This window comes from Enterobacter cloacae complex sp. SHL018 (genome assembly GCF_049237905.1).
Taxonomy (GTDB): Bacteria; Pseudomonadota; Gammaproteobacteria; order Enterobacterales; family Enterobacteriaceae; genus Enterobacter; species Enterobacter hormaechei_C.
On the sequence record NZ_JBMKJE010000002.1, the window covers coordinates 682,119 to 708,605 of the forward strand.

The window sequence follows — 26,487 nt, forward strand, 5'->3', positions numbered from 1 at the left end:
CTCGCAGCGAACTGCGTTTACATCATGACGACGTCAAACTGCTCCTGGTTATAGAGCGGCTCAATTTGCACTTTTACCTGTTTGCCGACAAAGATTTCCACTTCTGCCAGCGCGTGCGACTCTTCCCCTTTCAGGGCCTCCGCCACCGCAGGGGAAGCATAGACCAGAAAACGGTCTGAGTCGTAGGCATGATGGACACGGACAATCTCACGCATGATCTCGTAGCAGACCGTCTCCACCGTCTTTACCGTTCCGCGTCCATGGCAGGTTGGACACTCATTACACAGGACATGTTCCACGCTTTCGCGGGTCCGTTTCCGGGTCATTTCCACCAGACCGAGCTGCGAGAAGCCATTGATGCTGGTTTTCACGCGGTCCTTACTCAGCGCCTGCTCCAGAGAGTGCAGCACGCGACGGCGGTGATCTTCATTGTTCATATCGATAAAGTCGATGATGATAATGCCGCCCAGATTACGCAGACGAAGCTGACGCGCGATGGCCTGCGTCGCTTCTATGTTGGTGTTGAAGATGGTGTCATCGAGGTTGCGATGGCCGACAAACGCGCCGGTGTTGATGTCGACGGTGGTCATCGCTTCGGTTTGATCGATGATCAGATAGCCACCCGATTTCAGCTCAACCTTACGCTCCAGCGCACGCTGGATTTCGTTTTCAACGTCATAGAGGTCAAATATTGGCTGGCGTCCGGTGTAATGCTCCAGCAGACCCGGCATTTCCGGGATGTACTCGGCGGTGAACTCCAGTAAGGCTTCGTACGTCAGACGGGAGTCCACGCGGATGCGGTCAAGCTGGGCGTCGGCGAAATCACGTAATACGCGCTGAGCGAGCGCCAGCTCACCGTACAGCCGGTAGCGGGTCTGGTTGCGTTTTTTACGCTCCATCACTTTGGTCCAGACGCGCTTCAGATAGGCCGCATCCGAGGCCAGATCTTCTTCGCTGATCCCTTCCGCCGCGGTACGGATAATAAACCCGCCCTGCTCGTCGCAGTAGGCGCTGACCACCTTTTTCAGGCGCTCACGCTCGCTTTCGCTCTCAATGCGCTGTGACACGCCGACGTGCGACGCCCCCGGCATAAAGACCAGATAGCGTGAAGGCAGGGTGATGTCGGTGGTCAGACGCGCGCCTTTGGTGCCAAGCGGATCTTTTACCACCTGTACCATCAGATCCTGGCCCTGACGCACCAGCTCAGAGATGTCGCGCACGGCAAACTGCTTTTGCTCTTCGCCTGCCACACATTCGGTGTGCGGCATGATATCGGAGGCATGTAAAAACGCCGCCTTATCGAGCCCAATATCTACAAAAGCCGCCTGCATACCCGGCAGGACACGACTGACACGACCTTTGTAGATATTGCCTACGATTCCGCGTCGCGCTTCACGCTCAATATGAATTTCCTGAAGAATGCCACCATCAATGTAGGCCACACGGGTTTCCGATGGCGTTACGTTTACCAACAATTCAGCCGTCATAATTATCCCTTCCCTCACGCAGTGAGTTAAAATTGCTCAGCAACTCATACGTTTCCACCAGCGGTAAGCCGACTACGGCGTGATAGCTGCCATTTATCTTCCTGACAAAACAGCCACCCAACCCTTGAATACCGTATGCACCTGCTTTATCCATAGGTTCACCGCTGGCGATATAGCCGGCGATCTCCTCGTCGGTGAGGACTCTGAACGTCACTTTCGTTACCACAAGGCAATCCAGAACGTACTGGCTGTCTGCCAGCGCTACCGCCGTCATCACCTGATGGGTTTGTCCGGACATGCTACGCAGCATCCGCGCCGCATGGTCTGCGTCGCGGGGTTTCTCAAGCACCTCACCATTGAGAATGACGATGGTATCCGCACCCAGCACCGGTAAGTCACGCGGCACGCATGCCACGCCCGCCTGCGCTTTTTCACGCGCCAGACGAGAGACATACTGCTGAGCGCTTTCACCCTCAGCACGTTTTTCTTCGATACCGGTAACGATGCGTTCGAAGGAGACACCCAACTGCGCGAGCAGTTCCTGGCGACGCGGAGAACCGGAGGCAAGATACAAAGACGTCATAGAAACCTTTTATTGCACGGCAAACTGTTGGCGAATTTTACGCATCAGCAGGAACAGCCACGGCCAGAGCACACCGTTTACTACACTACTCCAGAACACTTCCGGTCGGAAAGAGACGTTGATCACTAAAAACTCTGCCCAGAAAACAACGATATCCGCAGCGAGCGACAACAACATCACTACCAGCGCCTGTTGCCAGAGCGCAAGGTTACGAAAGAGCTGGAATTTGAGTGCGACGAGATACGCAATAATGCTCATGGATAAGGCGCGGACGCCAAGCGTAGAGCCACTGATAAGATCCAGTATGGCACCCATCACAAAACCTGTGCCGACATTTACGCGGTGCGGCAGGGCGAGGATCCAGTAGAGCAAAATGAGCAATACCCAGTTTGGCCGGAAAACAAGAATGTCGTCCGGCCAGGGCATAATTTGCAGCAACAGTGCAACGAGGAATGAGAGCCAGATTACCCAGCGCCCCTGGCTACGATAACTGGCCACTACTGCCCTCCACCCGAGACTTGCGGCGGTGGGGGCGCATCCGGCAGCGGCTGCGTTAACCCCGTCGCCGGAGCCGGTACGGGTGCAGGTGGTCCCATCGCATCCGGCGCAGGCAGCACCTGCGGCATCATCTGCATCAGGCGTTCGTTGGCCACGCGATGCACATCTTCCGGGGTCATCGGGTTAGCGCCGTTACGATCGGCGCCCCACAGCAGCAACAGGTAGCGCAAACGCTGCAAGCCGGCCGTTGGACGCGCCTGAATCACGGTGTAGGCACGTTGAGTGTCGAGCTTCACGGAAGAGACAACCGCAACCGGGTAGCCCTCAGGGAAACGACCGCCCAGACCGGACGTCACCAGCACGTCGCCCACGCGGATATCCGTGTTGGCGGGCAGGTGTTCCAGTTGCAGATCGTCCGTGCAGCCATTACCGGCGGCAATCACGCGAATATCGTTACGCAGCACCTGAATCGGCAGTGCATGGGTGGCATCGCAAATCAGCAACACGCGGCTGGTCAGTTTGGCAACCGCCACAACCTGGCCCACGACGCCCTTATCGCTGATGACAGGCTGACCTTCGTATACGCCGTTCACGCTGCCTTTATCAATCACCACCTGATCGCTGTACGGATCGTTTACGGTGGAGATTACCTGGGTGACCATTTTCTGTTCATCCTGGCGCAGCGGCGAGCCGAGCAGTTCGCGCAGACGGGCGTTTTCCTGCTTATATTGCCCCAGCATCAGCAGCTCGCTATTTTTCAGCAGCAGTTCCTGGCGTAACGCACGGTTTTCGAGTTCGAGCTGGTCACGCGATGAGAGCGTTTGCGACACGGAGTCGAGCAGTTCACGGGGACCATTTGAAATAAAGTAGAAAGGACTGACGGCGGTATCCATGTACGTTCGGATCTGGCTGAACGTACCGAGGCGGCTATCGGCAATAATGACCCCGAGCGCAACCAGAACCGCCAGGATCAGGCGAAACTGTAGCGACGGGCCACGGCTAAAAATTGGCTTCATAGGCTATGCGTATTCTCGCGTCAGAGAGAAAGGGTAGCGAATTGCTACCCTCTCACACCCGACTACTCTTCGCTAAACAAGTCGCCGCCGTGCATGTCGATCATTTCCAGCGCCTTGCCACCACCACGGGCGACGCAAGTCAGTGGATCTTCTGCAACTACGACAGGAATACCTGTCTCTTCCATTAACAGGCGGTCGAGGTTACGCAGCAGCGCACCACCACCGGTCAGAACCATACCGCGCTCGGAGATATCGGAAGCCAGCTCTGGCGGGCACTGTTCCAGCGCAACCATCACCGCGCTCACGATGCCGGTCAGCGGCTCCTGCAACGCTTCCAGGATTTCGTTGGAGTTCAGGGTGAATCCGCGTGGCACGCCTTCAGCCAGGTTACGACCGCGAACTTCGATCTCGCGTACTTCATCACCCGGATAGGCAGAACCGATTTCATGCTTGATGCGCTCTGCGGTTGCTTCACCGATCAGAGAGCCGTAGTTACGGCGAACGTAATTGATGATGGCTTCGTCGAAACGGTCGCCGCCGATACGCACGGAAGAGGAGTACACCACACCGTTCAGGGAGATAACGGCCACTTCAGTGGTACCGCCACCGATATCCACCACCATAGAACCGGTAGCCTCAGAAACCGGCAGACCCGCACCAATTGCCGCAGCCATCGGTTCTTCAATCAGGAACACTTCACGCGCACCGGCGCCCTGAGCGGATTCACGGATCGCACGACGTTCAACCTGGGTCGCGCCAACCGGCACACACACCAGCACACGCGGGCTTGGGCGCATGAAGCTGTTGCTGTGAACCTGCTTGATGAAGTGCTGAAGCATTTTTTCGGTCACGAAGAAGTCAGCAATAACGCCGTCTTTCATAGGGCGGATCGCGGCGATGTTGCCCGGCGTACGGCCCAGCATCTGCTTCGCATCATGACCTACTGCGGCCACGCTTTTTGGCGAGCCGGCACGATCCTGACGAATGGCCACAACGGAAGGCTCATTCAATACGATGCCTTGTCCTTTTACATAAATAAGGGTATTCGCGGTACCCAGGTCAATGGACAGGTCATTGGAAAACATGCCACGAAATTTTTTCAACATACTAAGGGATAATCCTGAAAGCTGGGGCGGAAAACAAAATCCGCTTACTTTACCAACCACACGCAGCAGCGACAAGGCGCAAAAATCGTCTGCTACGGTGAAAATTAGTGCAGCACGTTTCCTTTGTTACAAATTCATCCCCTGAATCCCTCAGGGCTGAGTAAACAGCAGCGTCCCTCACTTTCACTTGTAACCCACTAAAGGTCGTTCACTGGCTTTTATGCTCGTCTTACTCAAAGCTACAGGCGCGATATTCTACGTGAAAACAAAGTAAACGGCAGGTCAAACAGAGTATCTTTGCAAATATTTTTTCACATTGGTGTCAAGCGGCTGAGAGGCGGCAAAAAAATCCCCCTGACCGCCCGTCACGCCGCGCTCTGTCAACATCTGCCATTCACTACGTGAACGTACGCCTGTGGCAAATACTTGCGTTTGCGTTCCTTTGCACGCTTCCACCAGGCTTTGTACCAGCAGCTGGTTTTCCGTGCGTTTTTCAATATTCCTTACCAGACCCGGATGCAGCTTCAATAATTCAACATCCAGCTCTTTGATCCAGCGGGTGCTCACCAGCGTCAAACCCGCCTGGGTTACCGCCACGCGAGCCCCAAGCGCATTGATTAAACGCACTACCGGGCGCAACCGGCTGATGTGTTGACCTACATCTGCCTCTGCAAGTTCAAAAATAATGCGTTTGCGTTGCGATTTTTCGCATTGCATTAACGTGTCACGTAACCAGCGCTGGAAACGCGGACGGATCAGCGATTCGACGGTCACCTGTAAAGCCAGATTTTCTTCAGGCCAGTACGATAAAAACGGAATGAGACGGGTGATTTGCTGACGGTCATACTCTTCGGACAATCCGAATTGCAACACCATGGGCAGATATTCCGCGGAGATAACCTCTTCAGTGCCATCAAAAATACGGCACATCAGCTCACGATGATGAACATGACCATTCTTCATGACCGCCGGTTTTTGATAGATGCGCGGTCCGCCCCGGCTAAGCATCTGTTCAATCAGGGTTCGCCAGCGCACGTTGCCGCGCCCTTTCTCCGGCAGCGTATCATCATAGACTGCCCAGCCGTTCGCCCCCTGCAATACGGCGTTACGCGTGGCCGCTTCCGCATGTTCCATCACCTGCTCCGTCGACTGACCGCCGCGCCAGGCACAGATGCCCATATGCACCATATCGTCTCTGTCGAGCATTTTGCTCTGGGGCAGCGCATCGACGGCTTTCAGCAGCTGGCTGGCGATACTCTCGGACTCCTTTAAGGTGCGATGCGGCAGCAAGACGGCAAAATCGCTGCGGTGGTAGCGTGCCAGTAACGCGCCGGGGTAACGCATAATAAAGGTGGACAGCAGGTTAATCAGCGTAAAGAGGTTCTCTTCCGCCACGCGCTGACCCCAGGTATCACGGAGCAGATCGAAGTCGGGCAGGCGAATCATCATTACCACGCCATGCGTACCCACCTTTTCGGGGTCATCAAGAAGGGTAGCCAGCTGATTATCAAAGAAGAGACGGTTGTTGAGGCCCGTTTTGTTATCCTGCGCGGCGTAAGAGCGAATCAACGTGTCCATACGGCTACGCTGATCGCTGGCAAACTGGATTTCGGAGAGCAACACGTCCAGGGCGCTACTGGTGCGTGATGGCCATTCATAAACCGATCCCCGCACCTGTGGACCCCGTTCGCCATTCAGTATCCGCACGGAGCGTGTTTCCAGCAGCTCCTGGCCGGAAAGTTGACGACGCTGCCAGCGAACGGCGAGGAAAATCAGCAGTACGATAAAGGCAACGGCGATGGTTAAGGGCGCGGTGGTCATAAGCGAGCGTAAATAGTTGCTCATCGGATCCTGGTACATCAGATGAATTGTCATACCCGGATGTTTAAGTGAATTAACCGTGACGTCCCGATACTGATCTACCGTGCCGGCAGGACGATAGCTGCCCTGGCGGGTATGGCTGAAAACGGTCTGCTTCCCCTGTTTAATGTCGATCTGCACGATATCCACAGGCACCATTAACTCATCCAGCTCACGCGAAAGCGCCGGGAAGGAGGTTGCAATCAGGCGAGTGTCGATAACCGATGCAACCGATTCAACCCGGTTAACCAGCTTATCCTGGATGGCATTGTAAAAGCTCAGCGAGCAGCCGATTAGCGTGACAAATATGGTCAGCCCCGTCAGCAAGGTGATAAAAGCTGAGAACTTCGTCGTTAATCGCATCCTTGAGATTACTCCGTGGGTTGAAGGGGGGGGCAAGTGAGCACTAACTTGCATTTCAAATGCGGCATACTACCAAACCTGGCGTATCTGGCAATTTATTGCGTTAAATCGGCACTGCGTTTCATTGAGCGAGTATAGTCATCAGAACATATTTTCCCATCATCAAACCTAGTGAGGACCCAGTATGCAGGCTTTGATCTTAGAACAGCAGGACGGCAAAACCGTTGCCTCAGTGCAAGCCATCGAGGAGAGCCGCCTGCCGGAGGGCGACGTGACCGTAGATATCGACTGGTCCAGCCTGAACTATAAGGATGCGCTGGCCATTACGGGAAAAGGTAAAATCATCCGAAATTTCCCGATGGTGCCAGGAATCGACTTTGCAGGCCGCGTACATACCAGTGAAGATCCACGTTTTCACGCCGGACAGCAGGTGCTGCTCACCGGCTGGGGCGTAGGTGAAAACCACTGGGGCGGACTGGCAGCGCAGGCGCGCGTAAAAGGTGACTGGCTGGTCCCGATGCCGAAAGGCCTGGACGGTCGTAAGGCGATGATCATCGGCACGGCAGGTTTCACCGCCATGCTGTGCGTGATGGCGCTGGAAGAGGCCGGGATCCGCCCTGACTCTGGCGAAATTGTCGTCACCGGCGCCAGCGGCGGCGTGGGCAGCACGGCCGTCACGCTGCTGCACAAGCTGGGGTATCAGGTCGCTGCCGTCTCAGGCCGCGAAAGTACGCATGATTATCTACGTCAATTGGGCGCAAGCCGCATTCTGAGCCGCGACGAATTTGCCGAGACCCGCCCGCTGGAAAAACAGGTCTGGGCTGGCGCAGTAGATACCGTCGGCGACAAAGTGCTGGCGAAGGTGCTGGCGCAAATGAATTACGGCGGCTGCGTGGCGGCCTGTGGTCTGGCGGGCGGTTTTGCCCTGCCGACGACGGTGATGCCATTTATTCTGCGTAACGTGCGTCTTCAGGGTGTCGATTCGGTCATGACCCCAGCCGAGCGGCGAGCTGAGGCCTGGGAACGTCTGGTGCAGGATCTGCCAGCCTCATTCTTTGACCAGAGCGCCACTGAGATTACCCTGAGCCAGGCGCCAGAGTTCGCCAATAAAATCATGGACAACCAGTTCCACGGTCGTGCGCTGGTTAAAATCGCCTAATCTTCAAATTTTCGTGACATATTCGCGCTAACCCTCCTCCTCCGTCATGCTTAGAAAAACGCCTGACGGAGGATGCCATGAAAACCCGAAAACTGACGGAAGCCGACGTAACGTCTGAATCTGTCTTTATGCTACAGCGCCGCCAGATCCTGAAAATGCTTGGCATCAGCGCCACCGCCCTGACGCTCACCCCTGCGGCCCATGCCGATCTGCTCGACTGGTTTAAGGGCAACGATCGCCCGAGAGCCCCCTCCGGCGCACCGCTTAACTTCACCAAACCGGCGCAGTGGCAGAATAAACTGGCGCTGACGCCGGAAGATAAAGTCACCGGCTATAACAACTTCTATGAGTTTGGTCTCGATAAGGCCGATCCTGCCGCCAACGCCGGGAGCATGAAAACCGATCCCTGGACGCTGAAGATAGATGGCGAGGTGGCAAAACCACTGACGCTGGATCATCATGACCTCACCACCCGCTTCCCCCTTGAAGAACGCATTTACCGTATGCGCTGTGTGGAAGCCTGGTCGATGGTGGTGCCGTGGGTAGGTTTCCCTTTGCATAAACTGCTGGCGCTGGTTGAGCCCACCAGCAACGCGAAGTATGTTTCCTTCCAGACGCGCTACGCCCCGGACGAGATGCCAGGCCAGAAGGATCGGTTTATCGGCGGCGGGCTGGAGTATCCCTACGTTGAAGGTTTACGTCTCGACGAAGCCATGCATCCGCTTACGCTGCTTACCGTTGGGGTTTACGGCAAAGCGCTGCCGCCGCAAAACGGGGCGCCCATTCGCCTGACCGTACCGTGGAAATACGGTTTCAAGGGCATCAAATCGATCGTCAGCATTAAGCTCACCCGTGAACGCCCCCCCACCACCTGGAACCTGGCAGCGCCTGACGAGTATGGTTTTTTTGCCAACGTTAACCCGCACGTTGACCATCCGCGCTGGTCGCAGGCGACGGAACGTTTTATCGGCTCCGGCGGCGCGCTGGATGTTAAACGCCAGCCAACGCTGCTGTTTAACGGCTATGCGGATGAGGTGGCATCCCTCTACCGTGGGCTGAATTTACGGGAGAACTTCTAAGTGCGTTTAACGGCAAAGCAGATAACCTGGCTGAAGGTACTCCTGCATTTAGCAGGATTGCTCCCCTTTATCTGGCTCTTCTGGGCAGCCAGCCAGGGACAGTTCAGTGCCGATCCGGCGAAAGATATTCAGCATTTTACGGGTCGGATGGCTTTGAAATTTTTGCTGGCGACCTTGCTCGTCTCACCGCTGGCGCGCTACGCTAAACAGCCATTATTGATACGCACCCGTCGGCTTTTAGGGCTATGGTGTTTTGCCTGGGCGACGCTGCATCTCACCAGCTACGCCCTGCTGGAACTGGGCATTAACAACCTGGCACTCCTTGGCAGCGAACTGGTGACGCGTCCCTATTTGACGCTGGGTATCGTAAGCTGGCTGGTTTTACTGGCGCTGACGCTGACATCCACGCAGTATGCGCAGCGAAAACTGGGTCGACGCTGGCAACTGCTGCACAACTTCGTCTATCTTGTCGCGATCCTCGCCCCTATTCATTACCTGTGGTCGGTGAAGATTTTATCCCCTCAGCCAGTCATCTACGCCCTGCTGGCCCTGGCCCTTTTAGCGTGGCGTTACAAGAAGTTCCGCCAGTGGTTGCGATAGTTCACGAAACTGTGCGTTTTCCCGCAGATTATTTATCAACCGCGAATCTTTTTCGGATAGCGGTTGATAATCTTCCCTGATAAGACCAGTATTTAGCTGCCAAATGCTACGAAATCGTTATAATGTGCGACTTCGGTTTTCCGGACAGGGGTTTTAGGCCTCTGAAAGGGTGACAATTGCGCTTTGAGGGTATATGTTGTTTTTTACCCGAAAATCGCAGGAGATAGCGGCACAATGGCTGACAAATTCCAAATTTTAGTATTGAACGGTCCGAACCTGAACATGCTCGGCACCCGTGAGCCAGAGAAGTACGGCACGCTGACATTGAGCGAAATTGTTAACCGTCTGAGTACGGAAGCAGCGTCGCTGAATGTGGATTTGGACCATTTTCAGTCAAACGCGGAGTACGCAATCATCGACCGTATTCATCAGGCTAAAGACACTGTGGACTATATCCTGATCAATCCGGCCGCGTTTACGCACACCAGTGTTGCTATACGCGACGCACTGCTCGCGGTGAGTATCCCGTTTATCGAGATCCACCTGAGTAACGTGCACGCCCGAGAGCCGTTCCGCCACCATTCCTACCTGTCAGATATCGCCGCTGGCGTGATTTGTGGGCTGGGTGCAGACGGCTATTCATACGCTTTACAGACAGCGGTAAAACGCTTGTCACAATCACACTAAACAAGAGTACGGAACCCACTCATGGATATTCGTAAGATTAAAAAACTGATCGAGCTGGTTGAAGAATCAGGCATCTCCGAACTGGAAATTTCTGAAGGCGAAGAGTCTGTACGCATCAGCCGTGCAGCCCCGGCCGCTAGCTTCCCGGTAATGCAGCAAGCTTACGCTGCGCCAGTGCAGCAGCCTGCGCTCTCCGCAGCCGTTGCACCAGTGGCAGCAGAAGCGGCACCTGCGGCTGCAACAGAAATCAGTGGTCACATCGTACGTTCCCCAATGGTTGGTACTTTCTACCGCACCCCGAGCCCGGACGCGAAGGCGTTCATCGAAGTGGGTCAGAAAGTCAACGTAGGCGATACCCTGTGCATCGTTGAAGCCATGAAAATGATGAACCAGATCGAAGCAGACAAATCAGGTACTGTGAAAGCGATCCTGGTCGAAAGTGGTCAGCCGGTAGAATTTGACGAGCCGCTGGTCGTCATCGAGTAACGAGGCGAACATGCTGGATAAAATTGTTATCGCCAACCGTGGCGAGATTGCACTGCGTATTCTTCGTGCCTGTAAAGAACTGGGCATCAAGACCGTGGCCGTGCACTCAAGCGCGGATCGCGATTTAAAACACGTATTGCTGGCGGATGAGACGGTCTGTATCGGTCCGGCTCCGTCCGTAAAAAGCTATCTGAACATCCCGGCTATCATTAGCGCCGCCGAAATCACTGGCGCGGTCGCGATTCACCCGGGTTATGGTTTCCTCTCTGAGAACGCCAACTTTGCTGAGCAGGTTGAACGCTCTGGCTTTATCTTCATTGGCCCGAAAGCCGACACCATTCGCCTGATGGGTGACAAAGTGTCTGCCATCACCGCGATGAAAAAAGCCGGCGTGCCAACCGTACCGGGCTCTGACGGCCCGCTGACCGACGATATGGATGCTAACCGCGCCCATGCTAAACGCATTGGCTATCCGGTGATCATCAAAGCGTCCGGCGGCGGCGGCGGTCGCGGTATGCGCGTTGTACGCAGCGATGCTGAACTGGCGCAGTCCATCTCCATGACCAAAGCGGAAGCGAAAGCGGCTTTCAGCAATGACATGGTGTACATGGAAAAATACCTGGAAAACCCACGCCACATCGAAATTCAGGTGCTGGCTGACGGTCAGGGTAACGCAATCTATCTGGCAGAACGTGACTGCTCCATGCAGCGTCGTCACCAGAAAGTGGTCGAAGAAGCGCCAGCGCCGGGCATTACGCCTGAACTGCGTCGCTACATCGGCGAGCGTTGCGCTAAAGCGTGTGTCGATATCGGCTATCGCGGGGCGGGTACCTTTGAGTTCCTGTTCGAAAACGGCGAGTTCTACTTCATCGAGATGAACACCCGTATTCAGGTTGAACACCCGGTTACCGAAATGATCACCGGCGTTGACCTGATCAAAGAACAGCTGCGTATCGCAGCCGGTCAGCCGCTGTCCATCAAACAGGAAGAAGTTGTGGTTAAAGGCCATGCGGTAGAGTGCCGTATCAACGCCGAAGACCCGAACACCTTCCTGCCAAGCCCGGGTAAAATCACGCGTTTCCACGCGCCGGGTGGCTTTGGTGTGCGCTGGGAGTCCCATATCTACGCCGGTTACACCGTACCGCCGTACTATGACTCAATGATTGGTAAGCTGATCTGCTACGGCGAAAACCGTGACGTGGCCATTGCCCGCATGAAGAACGCCCTTCAGGAGCTGATCATCGACGGGATCAAAACCAACGTTGATCTCCAGATGCGCATTATGAGCGACGAGCACTTCCAGAATGGTGGGACTAACATCCACTACCTGGAGAAAAAACTCGGTCTGAACGAGAAGTAAGAGACCAGTGTTGCTAAAAGGCCGGATTATCCGGCCTTTTTTATTTCTGGGGATCGCTAAGCCCCATCATGTACAATCCCCGCTTTCTTCATCCACAAGGGACAAAAAATGGACAAACGTTTTGTTCAGGCCCATAAAGAAGCGCGCTGGGCGCTGTGGCTGACCCTTCTCTATCTCGCCGCGTGGTTAGTAACTGCTTACTTACCTGATTCGGCGATTGGCATTACCGGCCTCCCGCACTGGTTTGAAATGGCCTGCCTGCTGCTGCCGCTGGTGTTTATCCTGCTGTGCTGGGCGATGGTGAAATTCATCTATCGCGATATTTCACTGGAGGACGATGATGCAGCTTGAAGTCATTCTGCCCCTTATCGCTTACCTGTTCCTGGTGTTTGGCCTGTCGGTTTATGCGATGCGTAAACGTTCGACCGGCACCTTTCTGAACGAGTATTTCCTCGGGAGCCGCTCAATGGGTGGCGTCGTGCTGGCCATGACGCTGACCGCCACGTACATCAGCGCCAGTTCGTTTATTGGTGGCCCCGGCGCCGCTTATAAGTACGGGCTGGGTTGGGTACTGCTGGCAATGATCCAGCTGCCTGCCATCTGGCTCTCTCTGGGCATACTGGGTAAAAAGTTTGCCATTCTGGCCCGTCGCTACAATGCCGTAACGCTGAACGATATGCTGTTTGCCCGCTATCAGAGTCGCTTGCTGGTATGGCTGGCAAGCCTGAGTCTGCTGGTGGCGTTTATTGGCGCAATGACGGTGCAGTTTATCGGCGGCGCACGTCTGCTGGAGACGGCAGCCGGTATCCCCTATGAAACAGGTCTGGTCATTTTCGGTGTGAGTATCGCGCTGTATACCGCGTTTGGCGGGTTCCGCGCCAGCGTACTCAACGACACAATGCAGGGGATGGTGATGCTCATTGGCACCCTCGTTCTGCTGGTAGGTATCGTGCATGCCGCAGGAGGCCTGAGCCATGCGGTTGAAACCCTGGAAGCGATCGATCCGAAACTGGTCTCGCCGCAGGGGGCGGATGACATCCTCTCTCCAGCCTTTATGACCTCGTTCTGGGTACTGGTGTGCTTTGGCGTGATTGGCCTGCCCCATACTGCCGTGCGCTGCATCTCATATAAAGACAGCAAAGCGGTGCACCGCGGGATCATTATCGGGACAATTGTGGTGGCGATCCTGATGTTCGGTATGCATCTGGCGGGCGCGCTGGGACGCGCGGTGATCCCTGACCTTACCGTACCGGATCTGGTCATTCCGACCCTGATGGTGAAAGTGCTTCCGCCGTTTGCCGCCGGGATTTTCCTCGCCGCACCCATGGCGGCCATTATGTCGACCATCAACGCTCAGTTGCTGCAAAGTTCCGCTACGATCATTAAAGATCTCTATCTGAATTTGCGCCCTGAACAGGTCGAAAATGAGCGACGCCTCAAGCGTATGTCGGCGGTGATTACCCTGGTGCTGGGGGCGTTGCTGCTGCTGGCCGCATGGCGTCCACCGGAGATGATCATCTGGTTGAACCTGCTCGCCTTTGGTGGGCTGGAGGCCGTTTTCCTGTGGCCGCTGGTGCTGGGGCTGTACTGGGAACGCGCGAATGCCGCGGGTGCATTAGGCGGCATGATTGTCGGGGGCGTCCTGTATGCCGTTCTCGCCACGTTTAAAATTCAGTATCTGGGCTTCCATCCGATCGTGCCTTCGTTACTGGTAAGTTTACTGGCGTTTGTGGTGGGAAACCGTTTTGGTCGACCGGTGCCACAAACTGCCCTGATTTCTACTGATAAATAAAGAGTTTTGCCATGCCGTGGATCCAATTAAAACTGAACACAACCGGCGCGAACGCCGAAGAACTGAGTGATGCGCTGATGGAGGCCGGTTCGGTCTCTATCACCTTCCAGGACACGCATGACACGCCGGTCTTTGAGCCGCTGCCGGGCGAAACGCGCCTGTGGGGTGATACGGACGTTATCGGCCTGTTCGATGCAGAAACCGACATGAAAGAGGTCGTGGCGATTCTGGAAAACCATCCGCTGCTGGGCGTGGGTTTCGCGCATAAAATTGAACAGCTGGAAGACAAAGACTGGGAACGCGAGTGGATGGACAACTTCCATCCGATGCAGTTTGGTCAGCGTCTGTGGATCTGCCCAAGCTGGCGTGAAGTTCCCGATAAAAACGCCGTCAACGTGATGCTGGATCCGGGTCTGGCGTTCGGCACCGGCACCCACCCGACAACCTCCCTGTGTCTGCAATGGCTGGATGGCCTGGATCTGGAAGGCAAAACCGTGATCGACTTCGGTTGCGGATCCGGGATCCTTGCTATCGCGGCGCTGAAACTGGGCGCGGCAAAAGCCATCGGGATCGACATCGATCCGCAGGCGATTCAGGCCAGCCGTGATAACGCCGAGCGTAATGGCGTTTCCGATCGCCTTGAACTGTATTTGCCCGATGCACAGCCAGAGGCGATGAAAGCCGATGTTGTGGTCGCGAATATCCTGGCTGGCCCGTTACGCGAGCTGGCGCCGTTAATCAGCGTGCTGCCGGTTGAAGGCGGTCTGCTGGGCCTGTCCGGTATCCTTGCCAGCCAGGCAGACAGCGTCTGTGAAGCCTACGCCGATCTCTTCGCGCTCGACCCGGTGGTCGAAAAAGAAGAGTGGTGTCGCATCACCGGCCGTAAAAAATAAGCGTTTGGCGTGGTCGTCTGACCACGCCTTTTCCCTTCGGTTTTTTCTCCCGCCTTCTTCCTTTCTTCGATAAGATAACCGCACAAATCATAATGTTAATTGTTGATTTGGATAATAAAATTCACAGGAAGAATATGATGAAACACATTTCAGGCAAGGCAGCGCTGCTGGCGCTGAGCATGATTTCGGCTACGGCTTACGCATCACACTGGAGTTATCAGGGAGAAGGCGCACCGGAACACTGGGGCGAACTGGACGAGGCGTACAAGACGTGTAAAAGCGGAATGTATCAGTCGCCGGTCAACATAGATAACACGGTCAAAGCCCACATCTCTCCGCTGGAAACGCACTATATCGACGGCCCGGTCATTCTGACAAACAACGGCCATACTATCCAGGCAAGTGAAAATGCCGATACACGCGACAGCATCACGCTTGATAAACAGCGCTGGACGTTACAGCAGTTCCATTTCCATGCGCCATCCGAAAACACGGTGCACGGTAAAAAATACGCAATGGAAATGCATCTGGTCCATAAAAACGCTGACGGCGAACTGACGGTCGTTGCCGTTATGTTCGATCAGGGCGCGGCAAACACTGAACTGGATAAACTCTGGGGCGTGATGCCTGGACAGGTTGACCAGAACGTCACGATTAAGCCAACCCTCGATATGAATAAATTACTGCCCACGGATAAAACCTACTGGCGTTTTAGCGGCTCTCTGACCACGCCACCGTGTTCAGAAGGGGTGACATGGCTGGTGCTCAAGCACCCGCTGACCGTCTCTGCTGAACAGCTGAAAAAATTCACTCACACCATGCACCATGAAAACAGCCGCCCGGTTCAACCGCTTCATGGCCGTCTGGTTGTTGAATAAGTCGATTTTTTTACGCTGATATCCTGTGCTGAAATGCGACGCAGATCGCAAAGAAGCGCCATAATCTGCTGCTTATAGCAGCAGATTATCCCGGAAAATTGATTCATTTATTCAGAAATGATGAGAAGTTACGGGAAATTGTAAGCGCCCACAAAATGTTCATTTATTCATAACACAATGATTTAAATAGCGAATAATCTTATCCAAAAAGAATGACTGGCGATTCCTTGATCTACAACAGAGGATTGTTCAAAGTTTGGCCTTTCATCTCGTGCAAAAAATGCGTAATATACGCCGCCTTGCAGTCACAGTATGGTCATTTCTTAACTCATGCGCATCGGACACCACCAGCTCAGAAATCGCCTGATCGCAGCCCCAATGGCAGGTATTACCGACCGGCCGTTCAGGACGCTGTGTTACGAGATGGGAGCAGGCCTGACCGTTTCCGAGATGATGTCGTCTAACCCGCAGGTTTGGGAAAGCGATAAGTCCCGCCTACGGATGGTGCACATTGATGAACCAGGTATCCGCACCGTGCAAATTGCCGGAAGCGTGCCTGAAGAGATGGCAGATGCCGCGCGTCTTAACGTGGAAAGTGGCGCCCAGATTATTGATATCAATATGGGTTGCCCGGCCAAAAAGGTGAATCGCAAGCTTGCAGGTTCAGCCCTTCTGCAATACCCCTACCAGGTGAAGTCAATCCTGACGGCGGTTGTCAGCGCAGTGGACGTTCCTGTTACGTTGAAGATTCGCACGGGTTGGTCGCCGGAACACCGTAACTGCGTAGAGATTGCCCAACTGGCCGAAGACTGTGGCATTCAGGCCCTGACCATTCATGGACGCACTCGCGCCTGTTTGTTCAACGGTGAAGCTGAATACGACAGCATTCGGGCAGTTAAGCAGAAAGTTTCCATTCCGGTTATCGCGAATGGCGACATTACTGACCCGCTTAAAGCCAGAGCTGTGCTCGACTATACGGGAGCTGATGCTCTGATGATAGGACGTGCCGCTCAGGGAAGACCCTGGATCTTTCGGGAAATCCAGCATTATCTGGACACTGGGGAGCTGCTTGCCCCACTGCCTCTGGCAGAGGTTAAGCGCTTGCTTTGTTCGCATGTTCGGGAACTGCATGACCACTACGGCCAGGCAAAAGGGTACCGAATTGCGCGTAAACACGTCTCCTGGTATCTCCAGGAGCACGCTCCAAATGACCAGTTTCGGCGCACATTCAACGCCATTGAGGATGCCAGCGAACAGCTGGAGGCGTTGGAGGCATACTTCGAAAATCTTGCGTAATGAAATAAAGAGCTGACAGAACTATGTTCGAACAACGCGTAAATTCTGACGTACTGACCGTTTCTACCGTTAACTCTCAGGATCAGGTGACTCAAAAGCCCCTGCGTGACTCGGTTAAACAGGCACTGAAGAACTATTTTGCTCAACTGAACGGTCAGGATGTTAATGACCTGTATGAGCTGGTACTGGCTGAAGTTGAACAGCCACTGTTGGACATGGTGATGCAATACACCCGTGGTAATCAAACCCGCGCTGCCCTGATGATGGGCATCAACCGTGGTACCCTGCGTAAGAAACTGAAAAAATACGGCATGAACTAATTTCGATTAGCTAACTGCTTGTTTAAAAAGGCGCTCTTCGGCATGGGGAAGCGCCTTTTTTATCGTCCGGACGGGCAACCGTCAATGCTTTGTAAACCTTCTCTTTCCCCACTTTTCAACGCCCGCTTTTCGTGTATATTTCCAGCAACTTACAGGCTCTCTTTTCGCGGAATGACACATGATTCGTAAATACTGGTGGCTGGTCGTTTTTGCTGTCTCTGTTTTCATTTTCGATGCGCTGCTGATGCAGTGGATTGAACTGATGAGCACCGAAACCGATAAATGTCGCAATATGAATTCCGTGAACCCGCTTAAACTGGTCAACTGCTCAGAGCTGGACTAACCGCTTCCATCCTGTAAACCCCCTGTTATCACTCAATAAAAACAGGGATTTAAATCACTTTTCGTCATTTCCTGACGATGATAATGTCTGTGCCCTTTCCAACCGCTCTTGCTTAACGTCTCACAACGAGTGAACAGACCATGCTGGTTAGCCAATACAACCAAATCCTCGTAGTAATCTCCTTTGTTGTTGCCATTCTTGCCGCCTATACCGCGCTGAATATGGCTGCGCGCGTTGCCGGAAGCCAGGGCGTCGCTGCACGCGTCTGGCTGGCAGGTGGCGGTGTTTCGATGGGGATTGGCGTGTGGGCGATGCATTTCATCGGTATGCTGGCGATGGATCTTTCCATGAGCATGAGTTACAACGCGGTCCTGACCGTGCTTTCGATGGTTATCGCCATCAGCTCGTCAATGTTTGCCCTGTGGCTCGTTAGCGGCGAGCAGCTACGTTTGCGCCGGCTGCTGCCTGGCGCCGTCGTGATGGGAACGGGCATTGTTGCCATGCACTACACTGGTATGGCAGCCCTGGAGGTCACACCGGGTATTGTCTGGGATAAAAAGTGGGTGGCTATCTCCGTGGTCATTGCCCTTGCCGCTTCACTGGCCGCTCTTTGGCTGACGTTCCGTTTACGTCAGGAAGCCGCACGAATGGCGTTGATGCGGCTGGGGGCGGCGATCACCATGGGCATCGCTATCGCTGGCATGCATTACGCCGGCATGGAAGCAGCACAATTTCCAATGTCGACGATGGTCCACCATCATGGCATTAACGGGAGCTGGCTGGCGATACTGGTTAGCGTGGTCGCGCTCGCTATTCTGGGGATTACGCTGCTGGTGTCGATGTTCGATGCCCGCCTTCAGGCTCGTACCTCGCTGCTGGCCTCATCACTGGCAGAAGCTAATCGTGAACTCGCACAGCTGGCGTTACATGATACGCTGACGCGATTACCCAATCGTATTCTGCTTGAGGATCGCCTCGATCAGGCCATCAGCAAGGCCGATCGCGAAGGAAGCCCTTTCGCGCTGATGTTTATGGATCTCGACGGCTTTAAAACCGTCAACGATGCCTATGGTCATGATGTCGGTGACAAGCTTCTGGTTGCGGTGACTCAGCGTTTGCTGTTGCAGCTGAAAGGTCAGTATACGCTGGCGCGTATCGGTGGGGATGAATTCGTCCTGCTGGCCGAAACCGCCACTCCGGATGATGCTGCCTCACTGGCAAATTCACTGGTGCGCGTCATTGATAGCCCGTTCCATCTCGATCCTTACGAACTGATGGTCACCCTGAGCATTGGCATTGCGCTCTATCCACACGATGGCAAAACCGATCGTGAACTGATGTTTAACGCTGATGCTGCGATGTACCACACGAAACATATGGGTCGTAACGGCTATCACTTCTTCCAGCCGTCAATGAATACGCTGGCGCAGACGCATCTACAGCTGATGAATGATCTGTGGCAGGCCATCGACCGTAATGAGTTACGCCTGCTTTATCAACCTAAATTCCACGCTCCTGCCGGGCCAGTCCTCGGGTTCGAAGCGCTGTTACGCTGGCAGCATCCCAAACAGGGGTTACTCTCCCCTGACCTGTTTCTACCGCTGGCAGAGAAAACGGGGCTGATTATTCCGATTGGAAACTGGGTAATCGACGAGGCCTGCCGCCAGCTGCATGAATGGCATCTTCAGGGCCACACGGACTGGTCAATGGCGGTGAATCTTTCTACATTGCAGTTCGAACAGCCGTCGCTGGTTAAAACAGTTCTCGATTGTCTGACGCGCCATAGCGTACCACCCGGCATGTTGATCCTGGAGGTGACCGAAACCACGGCAATGAACAATCCGGACGAAAGCGTTCGTGTCCTGACAGCGCTGACGGATGCGGGAGTAAAAGCCTCGATAGACGATTTTGGCACCGGTTACTCAAGCCTTCTGTATCTTAAGCGACTCCCCGCCTGCGAGTTGAAAATCGATCGTGCTTTTGTGAAAGAGTTAAGTGGTGAGAGCGAAGATGCGACGATTGTCTCGGCGATTGTCGCCCTGGCAAAAACGCTGAATCTGAAGGTCGTGGCGGAAGGGGTCGAAACCGCAGCGCAGCAAACCTTTCTGACAGAACTGGGATGCAATACGCTACAGGGTTACCTGCTGGGCAAACCGATTACCGCGCAAGCTATTATGGAACAGTGCCAGCACGGGGAGATGTCGCCACCCCGGACGCGGTCATGAGGCTGTATCGTAAACCACTGGCGCCACTCGGGTGATATTTAGTGTCGCCAGAATATTATCCACCAGCGCCGGTGCTTGTTTGTACAGATTAAAATTGTTGCTATCCATTAACCAGTTTTTAATGACACCGCTAAAAAAGGCGTGGAAAACAATCAGCGCCAGTTCAATATTGGTTTGCGAAGAGATAACGTTACGAGCAATGCATCGCTTTAGCGTCTTGCGAAGATAATCATCGTTTAAACCGATCCGCTTTCGTATTTCACATTCTGAAATCACATCGTCATGAAATTCACACTTATGATACAAAATTTGTAAAAGCGCATATTGCCGCGGCTCGCTCGCAATATATTGCAGTGCGACAATAAATTGTTCACGAAGCATTAACAAAGGGTCGTCATTTTCGGAAAGTATTAACCTGTCACGAATCATCTCACGCATCGGCAATTGCTGATCCCATATTGCATTAAATATTTCCGCTTTACTCGAGAAATGCCAGTAAACCGCCCCGCGAGTGAGTTGAGCAGCATCGGCGATGTCGGTAAGCGTGGTGCTGGACACGCCACGCGTCGCGAATAGCCCGATAGCGGCTTCAATCAGCTGCTGGCGGGTCTTTTGAGCCTCTTCTTTCTTTTTGCGCGCCATAACCTGCTACTCATTACTCATAAGATTGATACGTTATCAAAGGATATTGCCGTGGTCGTGTAGTCAAAGTATTAACCAAAACCCGTGTTAATTTTGCACAAAAAAAGTCAATTCATTTAATTTATAATTCACGTGAATAAATCGAATACATAAAATTCATAAAATATATGAATAGCATTCACCGAAAACATTTCGTTGATTATCCTGACAGAAAAAGAATACCGAATGCACTGTGTCAGATTCCGATTTTTACTTTTAAAAGCTCCATCAGCACTTATAAATTAAAAAACATTAAACACCCTCATTATTATACGCGGCTACATTTCTATTTTTTGCCTCACACCCTTTCACCGATTCATGGCATATATCGGCTCAAGGGTAGTTTAAGGAACAGTAATGACGAATCACTTCAGATGCTTACCCTTATCCGGTTTCATTGTCTGTGCCGCGCTGCTCACCGGGTGCGATGGGCAAGAAAACCCACAGCAGCATGCGCAAGCTCCTCAGGTCAGTGTTCATATTGTTAAAAGCGCGCCACTGGCCGTAACGACAGAATTGCCCGGCAGAACTGACGCGTATCGTGTTGCGGAGGTTCGTCCTCAGGTAAGTGGTATCATTCTGCACCGTAATTTTACCGAAGGCAGCGACGTTAAAGCGGGTGAATCCCTTTATCAAATCGATCCGGCCACCTATCAGGCAGCCTACGACAATGCGAAAGGTGAACTGGTAAAAGCACAGGCGGCGGCGAATATCGCCCATCTGACGGTGAAACGTTACGTTCCGCTGGTTGGTACGCAATATGTGAGCAAGCAGGAGTACGATCAGGCGGTGGCAACTGCCCAGCAGGCGGATGCGAGCGTGGTTGCCGCGAAGGCTGGCGTTGAAAGCGCGCGGATCAACCTGGCCTATACGAAAGTCACATCCCCAATCAACGGGCGTATAGGTAAATCCAGCGTCACCGAAGGGGCGTTAGTCACTAATGGCCAGGCAACTGCACTGGCGACGGTTCAGCAACTCGATCCCATTTATGTCGATGTGACGCAATCCAGCAGCGATTTTATGCGCCTGAAGCAGCAGACGAGCCTGCAAAAGGGAGACACCAGCAGCGTCGAGTTGCTGATGGAAAATGGCCAGCCTTATCCGCTGAAAGGAACGCTCCAGTTCTCTGATGTCACGGTAGATGAAAGTACCGGCTCAATCACCCTTCGCGCCCTCTTCCCTAACCCACAGCATATGCTGTTACCGGGTATGTTTGTCCGTGCGCGCATCGATGAAGGTACGCAACCTGATGCCATACTGGTTCCCCAGCAGGGAGTAACCCGTACACCACGCGGAGATGCCACCGTGCTTGTGGTAAATGAGAAAAACCAGGTGGAATCACGCACTGTCGTTGCACCGCAGGCGATTGGCGATCGCTGGCTGATCACGGAAGGCCTCAAAAACGGCGACCGCGTCATTATCAGCGGCCTGCAAAAAGTTCGCCCTGGCGTCACCGTCGTGGCTATTCCTGATACCGCAGCGACTCCAGCCAGTTAAGGAATAACGACATGGCTAATTTCTTTATTCAACGGCCTGTTTTCGCCTGGGTACTCGCCATCATTCTGATGATTGCGGGCGGGCTGGCCATTTTAAAACTACCGGTCGCGCAATATCCGACCATTGCGCCGCCGGCGGTTGCGGTGACAGCAACCTACCCGGGCGCTGATGCCCAGACGGTACAGGACACCGTCACTCAGGTTATCGAACAGAACATGAACGGTATCGATAATTTGATGTACATGTCGTCCACCAGTGATTCCGCTGGTAACGTCACCATTACGCTGACGTTCGAGTCGGGTACAGATCCTGATATTGCGCAGGTGCAGGTTCAGAACAAACTCCAGCTCGCCATGCCGCTGCTGCCACAAGAAGTGCAGCAGCAGGGGATCGGCGTGGAGAAATCCAGCAGCAGCTTCCTGCTGGTTGCAGGCTTTGTGTCGGACAATAAAAACCTCACGCAGGATGATATCTCCGACTATGTCGCTTCTAACGTAAAAGATGCGATCAGCCGTACTTCCGGCGTCGGTGACGTGCAGCTGTTCGGTGCCCAGTATGCAATGCGCATCTGGCTGGACAGCAACGCGATGAACAAATATCAGCTCACGCCGCTGGATATCATTAACCAGCTAAAAACGCAGAACGACCAGATTGCTGCGGGCCAGTTGGGCGGAACACCGTCCGTACCTGGGCAGCAACTGAACGCCTCAATTATTGCTCAAACGCGTCTGAAATCGCCGGAGGAGTTTGGTCGTGTGACGCTGAAGGTGAACCAGGACGGTTCAATGGTCCACCTGAAAGATGTGGCCCGCATTGAGCTGGGTGGCGAAAACTACAACATGGTCACCAAAATCAATGGCCAGGCAGCAACGGGGCTGGGGATCAAGCTGGCGACTGGCGCAAACGCGCTGGATACCGCTGCCGCCATCAAGAGTAAACTGGCGCAGTTGCAGCCCTTCTTCCCTCAGGGCCTGAAAGTCGTGTATCCGTACGACACCACACCTTTCGTGAAGATCTCAATCCATGAAGTGGTGAAGACACTGTTTGAAGCGATTGTTCTCGTGTTCCTGGTGATGTACTTGTTCCTGCAAAACCTGCGGGCAACGCTTATTCCGACGATCGCCGTGCCCGTGGTGTTACTGGGCACCTTTGCGGTACTGGCTGCGTTCGGGTTCTCCATTAACACCCTGACGATGTTCGGGATGGTATTGGCTATAGGTCTGCTCGTCGATGACGCCATCGTGGTGGTCGAGAACGTAGAACGCGTCATGGTTGAGGACAAGCTGCCGCCAAAAGAGGCGACGCAGAAGTCGATGGAGCAAATCCAGGGCGCCCTGGTGGGCATTGCCATGGTGCTTTCGGCGGTATTTATCCCGATGGCATTCTTTGGTGGTTCAACCGGGGCTATCTATCGCCAGTTCTCGCTGACCATTGTCTCCGCGATGGCCTTGTCGGTACTGGTAGCGTTGATATTAACGCCTGCTCTTTGTGCAACGCTGCTCAAACCGGTTTCCAGCGAACATCATGAAAAGAAAGGTGGTTTCTTCGGCTGGTTTAACGCGCTCTTTGATAAAAGTGTGGAGCATTACAGCAACAGCGTGAGCGGCATTTTACGTAAAACCGGCCGCTATCTGCTGGTTTACGTCATCATCGTCGGCGGCATGGCAGTTCTGTTCCTGCGCCTGCCTTCCTCCTTCCTGCCGGAAGAGGATCAGGGGGTGTTTATGACGATGGTTCAGTTGCCGGCAGGGGCGACGCAGATGCGTACCCAGCAGGTACTGGATCAGGTTCAGGATTATTACCTGACGAAAGAGAAAGCGAACGTTGAATCGGTCTTTACCGTAAACGGTTTTAGCTTTAGCGGACAGGGGCAGAACTCCGGTATCGCTTTCGTCAGCCTGAAGCCATGGGAAGAACGCCCGGGCAAGGAAAACGGCGTTGAGGCGATTGTCAGCCGCGCGACGAAAGCGTTCAGCCAGATCAAAGACGGTCTTGTATTTCCGTTTAACCTGCCTGCCATTATTGAACTGGGTACCGCAACAGGCTTTGACTTTGAACTGATTGACCAGGCAAACCTGGGGCATACGCAGTTAACCCAGGCGCGTAACCAGCTGCTGGGCATGGTGAGAGAACATCCTGACTTACTGGTCCGCGTGCGTCCTAACGGACTGGAAGATACGCCACAGTTCAAGCTGGACGTCGATCAGGAGAAGGCACAGGCGCTGGGTGTGAGCGTGTCTGACGTCAATCAGACGATTTCAACAGCCCTGGGTGGCACCTATGTGAACGACTTTATCGATCACGGACGGGTGAAAAAAGTTTATGTGCAGGCTGATGCTCGCTTCCGTATGCTACCTGGAGACATTAACGGACTGTATGTGCGTAGCGCTAACGGCGAAATGGTGCCTTTCTCTGCCTTTAGCAGCTCTCACTGGGTGTACGGTTCACCGCGTCTGGAACGTTACAATGGGATGCCGTCAATGGAGATCCTCGGTGAGTCTGCCCCTGGCAAAAGTACCGGTGAGGCAATGGCGTTGATGGAAAGCCTTGCGTCAAAACTGCCTTCCGGCATCGGCTACGACTGGACGGGGATGTCTTATCAGGAACGACTTTCCGGGAATCAGGCTCCGGCGCTGTACGCCATCTCACTGATTGTGGTGTTCCTGTGTCTGGCGGCCCTCTATGAAAGTTGGTCAATTCCCTTCTCGGTCATGCTGGTTGTGCCGCTGGGGGTGATCGGCGCGCTTCTGGCTGCATCAATGCGAGGGCTGAACAATGACGTTTACTTCCAGGTTGGTCTGCTTACGACAATTGGTTTATCAGCCAAGAACGCCATACTGATCGTTGAGTTCGCCAAGGATCTCATGGATAAAGAAGGCAAAGGGATTATCGAAGCCACGCTTGAAGCCTCGCGTATGCGTCTGCGTCCTATCCTGATGACTTCCCTGGCATTCATCCTTGGTGTTATGCCTCTGGTCATCAGCAGCGGTGCAGGTAGTGGGGCACAAAATGCGGTCGGGACGGGCGTGATGGGCGGGATGCTGTCAGCCACCCTGTTGGCCATTTTCTTTGTTCCTGTTTTCTTTGTGGTTGTCCGGAGACGGTTTACAAAGCACAAGGATTAATGAAAATCATAAAGGCACCTCTGGTGCCTTTTTTATTTCCTGAAAACAATGTAAAAACACATCCCCTCTTCACATTTCCTCCATTAATAATCAGTGCCCGCGCTTTTTTCTTCATAATTTTTACAATCCACACAAATTGAGATTATTCCCCGTGCTGCATGGTATTAGTGCGGTGGTAAAATAATCATCAGTTCGTTAATTGCTGTATCGGCTCTTTAGCGAATAAGCGATCATATTGAGGTAACATCATGAAAAGATTCCTTTCCGTTGCACTTCTCGCTGCGCTGCTTGCTGGTTGCGCGCACGACTCTCCATGTGTACCGGTATACGACGATCAGGGGCGACTGGTTCACACCAATACCTGTATGAAGGGCACTACCCAGGATAACTGGGAAACAGCAGGTGCGATTGCTGGTGGCGCCGCGGCAATCGCTGGCCTGACACTCGGTATTGTCGCCCTGACTAAATAAGGCTTCTAAAAGCGCGGCCATCGCCGCGCTTTTATTTTTCCCTGATATAAGGAACGTATATTCCTCATCACGAATAGCATCAGATATTAATTAAATTCAATACGCTACCTTACTCCCCGCTATACCCCATACCTGTACATAACATTTAATTGATTTAACGCTGCTGCGAGCCAGCATAATGCATTCCACAACTTCAGTTTCAGTAGGGTAAAACGCTTTAATACGTCCGTAAGGTATTAATGGCGACAGCAGGAATATCGAATGAGGGAATTGGTTTGGCTGGAGCGATAACGCAAAAAGGCCATCCTTTCGGATGGCCTTTCTACTTGTTTGATGTCTGGCAGTTCCCTACTCTCACATGGGGAGACCCCACACTACCATCGGCGCTACGGCGTTTCACTTCTGAGTTCGGCATGGGGTCAGGTGGGACCACCGCGCTAAAGCCGCCAGACAAATTCTTTTACTTCTTGCCGAACTTTAACCTAAGTATAAAGTGGTGCTGATACCCAGAGTCGAACTGGGGACCTCACCCTTACCAAGGGTGCGCTCTACCAACTGAGCCATATCAGCACGCTAAATTTGATGCCTGGCAGTTCCCTACTCTCACATGGGGAGACCCCACACTACCATCGGCGCTACGGCGTTTCACTTCTGAGTTCGGCATGGGGTCAGGTGGGACCACC

Annotated in this window: 24 protein-coding genes, 1 tRNA gene and 2 rRNA genes; 17 read left to right on the plus strand and 10 right to left on the minus strand. The window is 53.7% G+C overall.

The window, feature by feature from the left end; genetic code table 11:
• Positions 1-17: 17 nt before the first annotated feature.
• The 6 genes from rng to csrD all read right to left on the minus strand — a co-directional run bounded on the left by rng (position 18) and on the right by csrD (position 6,913).
• Entirely contained in the window at positions 18-1,487 is a 1,470-nt protein-coding gene (gene rng, locus ACOTY5_RS13070; protein WP_003860405.1) for a ribonuclease G, read from the minus strand.
• Positions 1,477-2,070 carry a Maf family protein gene (locus tag ACOTY5_RS13075; protein ID WP_421631929.1) on the minus strand — a complete coding sequence of 198 codons (594 nt, stop codon included), beginning with the start codon at positions 2,068-2,070 and terminating at the stop codon, positions 1,477-1,479. Before ACOTY5_RS13075 ends, rng begins: the two co-directional genes overlap by 11 nt.
• Before the next feature lie 9 nt (positions 2,071-2,079).
• Positions 2,080-2,568 (minus strand): rod shape-determining protein MreD, encoded by a 489-nt coding sequence (mreD, locus tag ACOTY5_RS13080; RefSeq protein WP_003860402.1) that lies wholly within the window; start codon positions 2,566-2,568, stop codon positions 2,080-2,082.
• On the minus strand, positions 2,568-3,584 hold the full coding sequence (gene mreC, locus ACOTY5_RS13085) for a rod shape-determining protein MreC (protein WP_003860400.1): 1,017 nt from the start codon (positions 3,582-3,584) through the stop codon (positions 2,568-2,570). Before mreC ends, mreD begins: the two co-directional genes overlap by 1 nt.
• A 62-nt stretch (positions 3,585-3,646) precedes the next feature.
• Complete coding sequence (gene mreB / locus ACOTY5_RS13090) at positions 3,647-4,690, minus strand: rod shape-determining protein MreB (protein ID WP_000913396.1); 1,044 nt, start codon at positions 4,688-4,690, stop codon at positions 3,647-3,649.
• Between the two features lie 282 nt (positions 4,691-4,972).
• Positions 4,973-6,913 (minus strand): RNase E specificity factor CsrD, encoded by a 1,941-nt coding sequence (gene csrD, locus ACOTY5_RS13095; protein WP_032669091.1) that lies wholly within the window; start codon positions 6,911-6,913, stop codon positions 4,973-4,975.
• A 184-nt stretch (positions 6,914-7,097) separates the two neighbouring features.
• Here csrD and ACOTY5_RS13100 point away from each other — a divergent pair, with 184 nt between their 5' ends.
• The 14 genes from ACOTY5_RS13100 to ACOTY5_RS13165 all read left to right on the plus strand — a co-directional run bounded on the left by ACOTY5_RS13100 (position 7,098) and on the right by ACOTY5_RS13165 (position 20,031).
• Positions 7,098-8,072, plus strand: coding sequence for an MDR family oxidoreductase (locus tag ACOTY5_RS13100; RefSeq protein WP_015572015.1), 975 nt, complete (start codon positions 7,098-7,100; stop codon positions 8,070-8,072).
• A 77-nt stretch (positions 8,073-8,149) separates the two neighbouring features.
• Positions 8,150-9,151, plus strand: a complete 1,002-nt coding sequence (gene msrP / locus ACOTY5_RS13105) for a protein-methionine-sulfoxide reductase catalytic subunit MsrP (protein WP_045141592.1) — start codon at positions 8,150-8,152, stop codon at positions 9,149-9,151.
• On the plus strand, positions 9,152-9,751 hold the full coding sequence (gene msrQ / locus ACOTY5_RS13110; protein ID WP_003860393.1) for a protein-methionine-sulfoxide reductase heme-binding subunit MsrQ: 600 nt from the start codon (positions 9,152-9,154) through the stop codon (positions 9,749-9,751).
• 234 nt (positions 9,752-9,985) lie between these two features.
• On the plus strand, positions 9,986-10,438 hold the full coding sequence (aroQ, locus tag ACOTY5_RS13115) for a type II 3-dehydroquinate dehydratase (RefSeq protein ID WP_003860391.1): 453 nt from the start codon (positions 9,986-9,988) through the stop codon (positions 10,436-10,438).
• Between the two features lie 21 nt (positions 10,439-10,459).
• Entirely contained in the window at positions 10,460-10,924 is a 465-nt protein-coding gene (gene accB, locus ACOTY5_RS13120; protein ID WP_015572018.1) for an acetyl-CoA carboxylase biotin carboxyl carrier protein, read from the plus strand.
• A 10-nt stretch (positions 10,925-10,934) separates the two neighbouring features.
• Positions 10,935-12,284 carry an acetyl-CoA carboxylase biotin carboxylase subunit gene (gene accC, locus ACOTY5_RS13125; protein ID WP_003860388.1) on the plus strand — a complete coding sequence of 450 codons (1,350 nt, stop codon included), beginning with the start codon at positions 10,935-10,937 and terminating at the stop codon, positions 12,282-12,284.
• A 108-nt stretch (positions 12,285-12,392) separates the two neighbouring features.
• Positions 12,393-12,635, plus strand: a complete 243-nt coding sequence (locus tag ACOTY5_RS13130) for a YhdT family protein (protein WP_003860385.1) — start codon at positions 12,393-12,395, stop codon at positions 12,633-12,635.
• Complete coding sequence (panF, locus tag ACOTY5_RS13135; protein ID WP_045141593.1) at positions 12,625-14,076, plus strand: sodium/pantothenate symporter; 1,452 nt, start codon at positions 12,625-12,627, stop codon at positions 14,074-14,076. Before ACOTY5_RS13130 ends, panF begins: the two co-directional genes overlap by 11 nt.
• Before the next feature lie 11 nt (positions 14,077-14,087).
• Positions 14,088-14,969, plus strand: a complete 882-nt coding sequence (prmA, locus tag ACOTY5_RS13140; RefSeq protein WP_015572021.1) for a 50S ribosomal protein L11 methyltransferase — start codon at positions 14,088-14,090, stop codon at positions 14,967-14,969.
• Between the two features lie 137 nt (positions 14,970-15,106).
• On the plus strand, positions 15,107-15,847 hold the full coding sequence (locus ACOTY5_RS13145) for a carbonic anhydrase (RefSeq protein WP_045141594.1): 741 nt from the start codon (positions 15,107-15,109) through the stop codon (positions 15,845-15,847).
• A 330-nt stretch (positions 15,848-16,177) separates the two neighbouring features.
• Positions 16,178-17,143: a tRNA dihydrouridine synthase DusB gene (gene dusB, locus ACOTY5_RS13150; RefSeq protein WP_045141595.1), complete on the plus strand. Its 966-nt coding sequence runs from the start codon at positions 16,178-16,180 to the stop codon at positions 17,141-17,143.
• A 23-nt stretch (positions 17,144-17,166) separates the two neighbouring features.
• Positions 17,167-17,463 carry a DNA-binding transcriptional regulator Fis gene (fis, locus tag ACOTY5_RS13155; RefSeq protein ID WP_000462905.1) on the plus strand — a complete coding sequence of 99 codons (297 nt, stop codon included), beginning with the start codon at positions 17,167-17,169 and terminating at the stop codon, positions 17,461-17,463.
• Between the two features lie 178 nt (positions 17,464-17,641).
• Complete coding sequence (locus ACOTY5_RS13160; protein WP_003860373.1) at positions 17,642-17,806, plus strand: DUF2556 family protein; 165 nt, start codon at positions 17,642-17,644, stop codon at positions 17,804-17,806.
• A 140-nt stretch (positions 17,807-17,946) separates the two neighbouring features.
• Positions 17,947-20,031, plus strand: a complete 2,085-nt coding sequence (locus ACOTY5_RS13165; RefSeq protein WP_045141596.1) for a putative bifunctional diguanylate cyclase/phosphodiesterase — start codon at positions 17,947-17,949, stop codon at positions 20,029-20,031.
• Here the strand turns inward: ACOTY5_RS13165 and envR are convergent.
• A complete protein-coding gene (gene envR / locus ACOTY5_RS13170) occupies positions 20,026-20,673 on the minus strand; it encodes an acrEF/envCD operon transcriptional regulator (RefSeq protein ID WP_015572025.1) in 648 nt (215 codons plus the stop codon). The genes ACOTY5_RS13165 and envR overlap by 6 nt on opposite strands.
• 396 nt (positions 20,674-21,069) lie before the next feature.
• Between envR and ACOTY5_RS13175 the strand changes: the two genes are divergently transcribed.
• From ACOTY5_RS13175 to ACOTY5_RS13185, 3 genes are all read left to right on the plus strand, one after another.
• On the plus strand, positions 21,070-22,209 hold the full coding sequence (locus ACOTY5_RS13175) for an efflux RND transporter periplasmic adaptor subunit (protein WP_015572026.1): 1,140 nt from the start codon (positions 21,070-21,072) through the stop codon (positions 22,207-22,209).
• Between the two features lie 11 nt (positions 22,210-22,220).
• Positions 22,221-25,334, plus strand: a complete 3,114-nt coding sequence (locus ACOTY5_RS13180) for an efflux RND transporter permease subunit (RefSeq protein ID WP_017693888.1) — start codon at positions 22,221-22,223, stop codon at positions 25,332-25,334.
• Positions 25,335-25,582: 248 nt separating this feature from the next.
• On the plus strand, positions 25,583-25,804 hold the full coding sequence (locus ACOTY5_RS13185) for a lipoprotein (RefSeq protein ID WP_003860364.1): 222 nt from the start codon (positions 25,583-25,585) through the stop codon (positions 25,802-25,804).
• A gap of 335 nt (positions 25,805-26,139) precedes the next feature.
• Here the strand turns inward: ACOTY5_RS13185 and rrf (ACOTY5_RS13190) are convergent.
• From rrf (ACOTY5_RS13190) to rrf (ACOTY5_RS13200), 3 genes are all read right to left on the minus strand, one after another.
• A 5S ribosomal RNA gene (gene rrf / locus ACOTY5_RS13190) occupies positions 26,140-26,255 on the minus strand.
• Between the two features lie 43 nt (positions 26,256-26,298).
• Positions 26,299-26,374: transfer RNA gene (locus tag ACOTY5_RS13195), tRNA-Thr, on the minus strand.
• A 14-nt stretch (positions 26,375-26,388) separates the two neighbouring features.
• Positions 26,389-26,487 (minus strand): 5S ribosomal RNA (gene rrf / locus ACOTY5_RS13200); the annotation flags it as partial.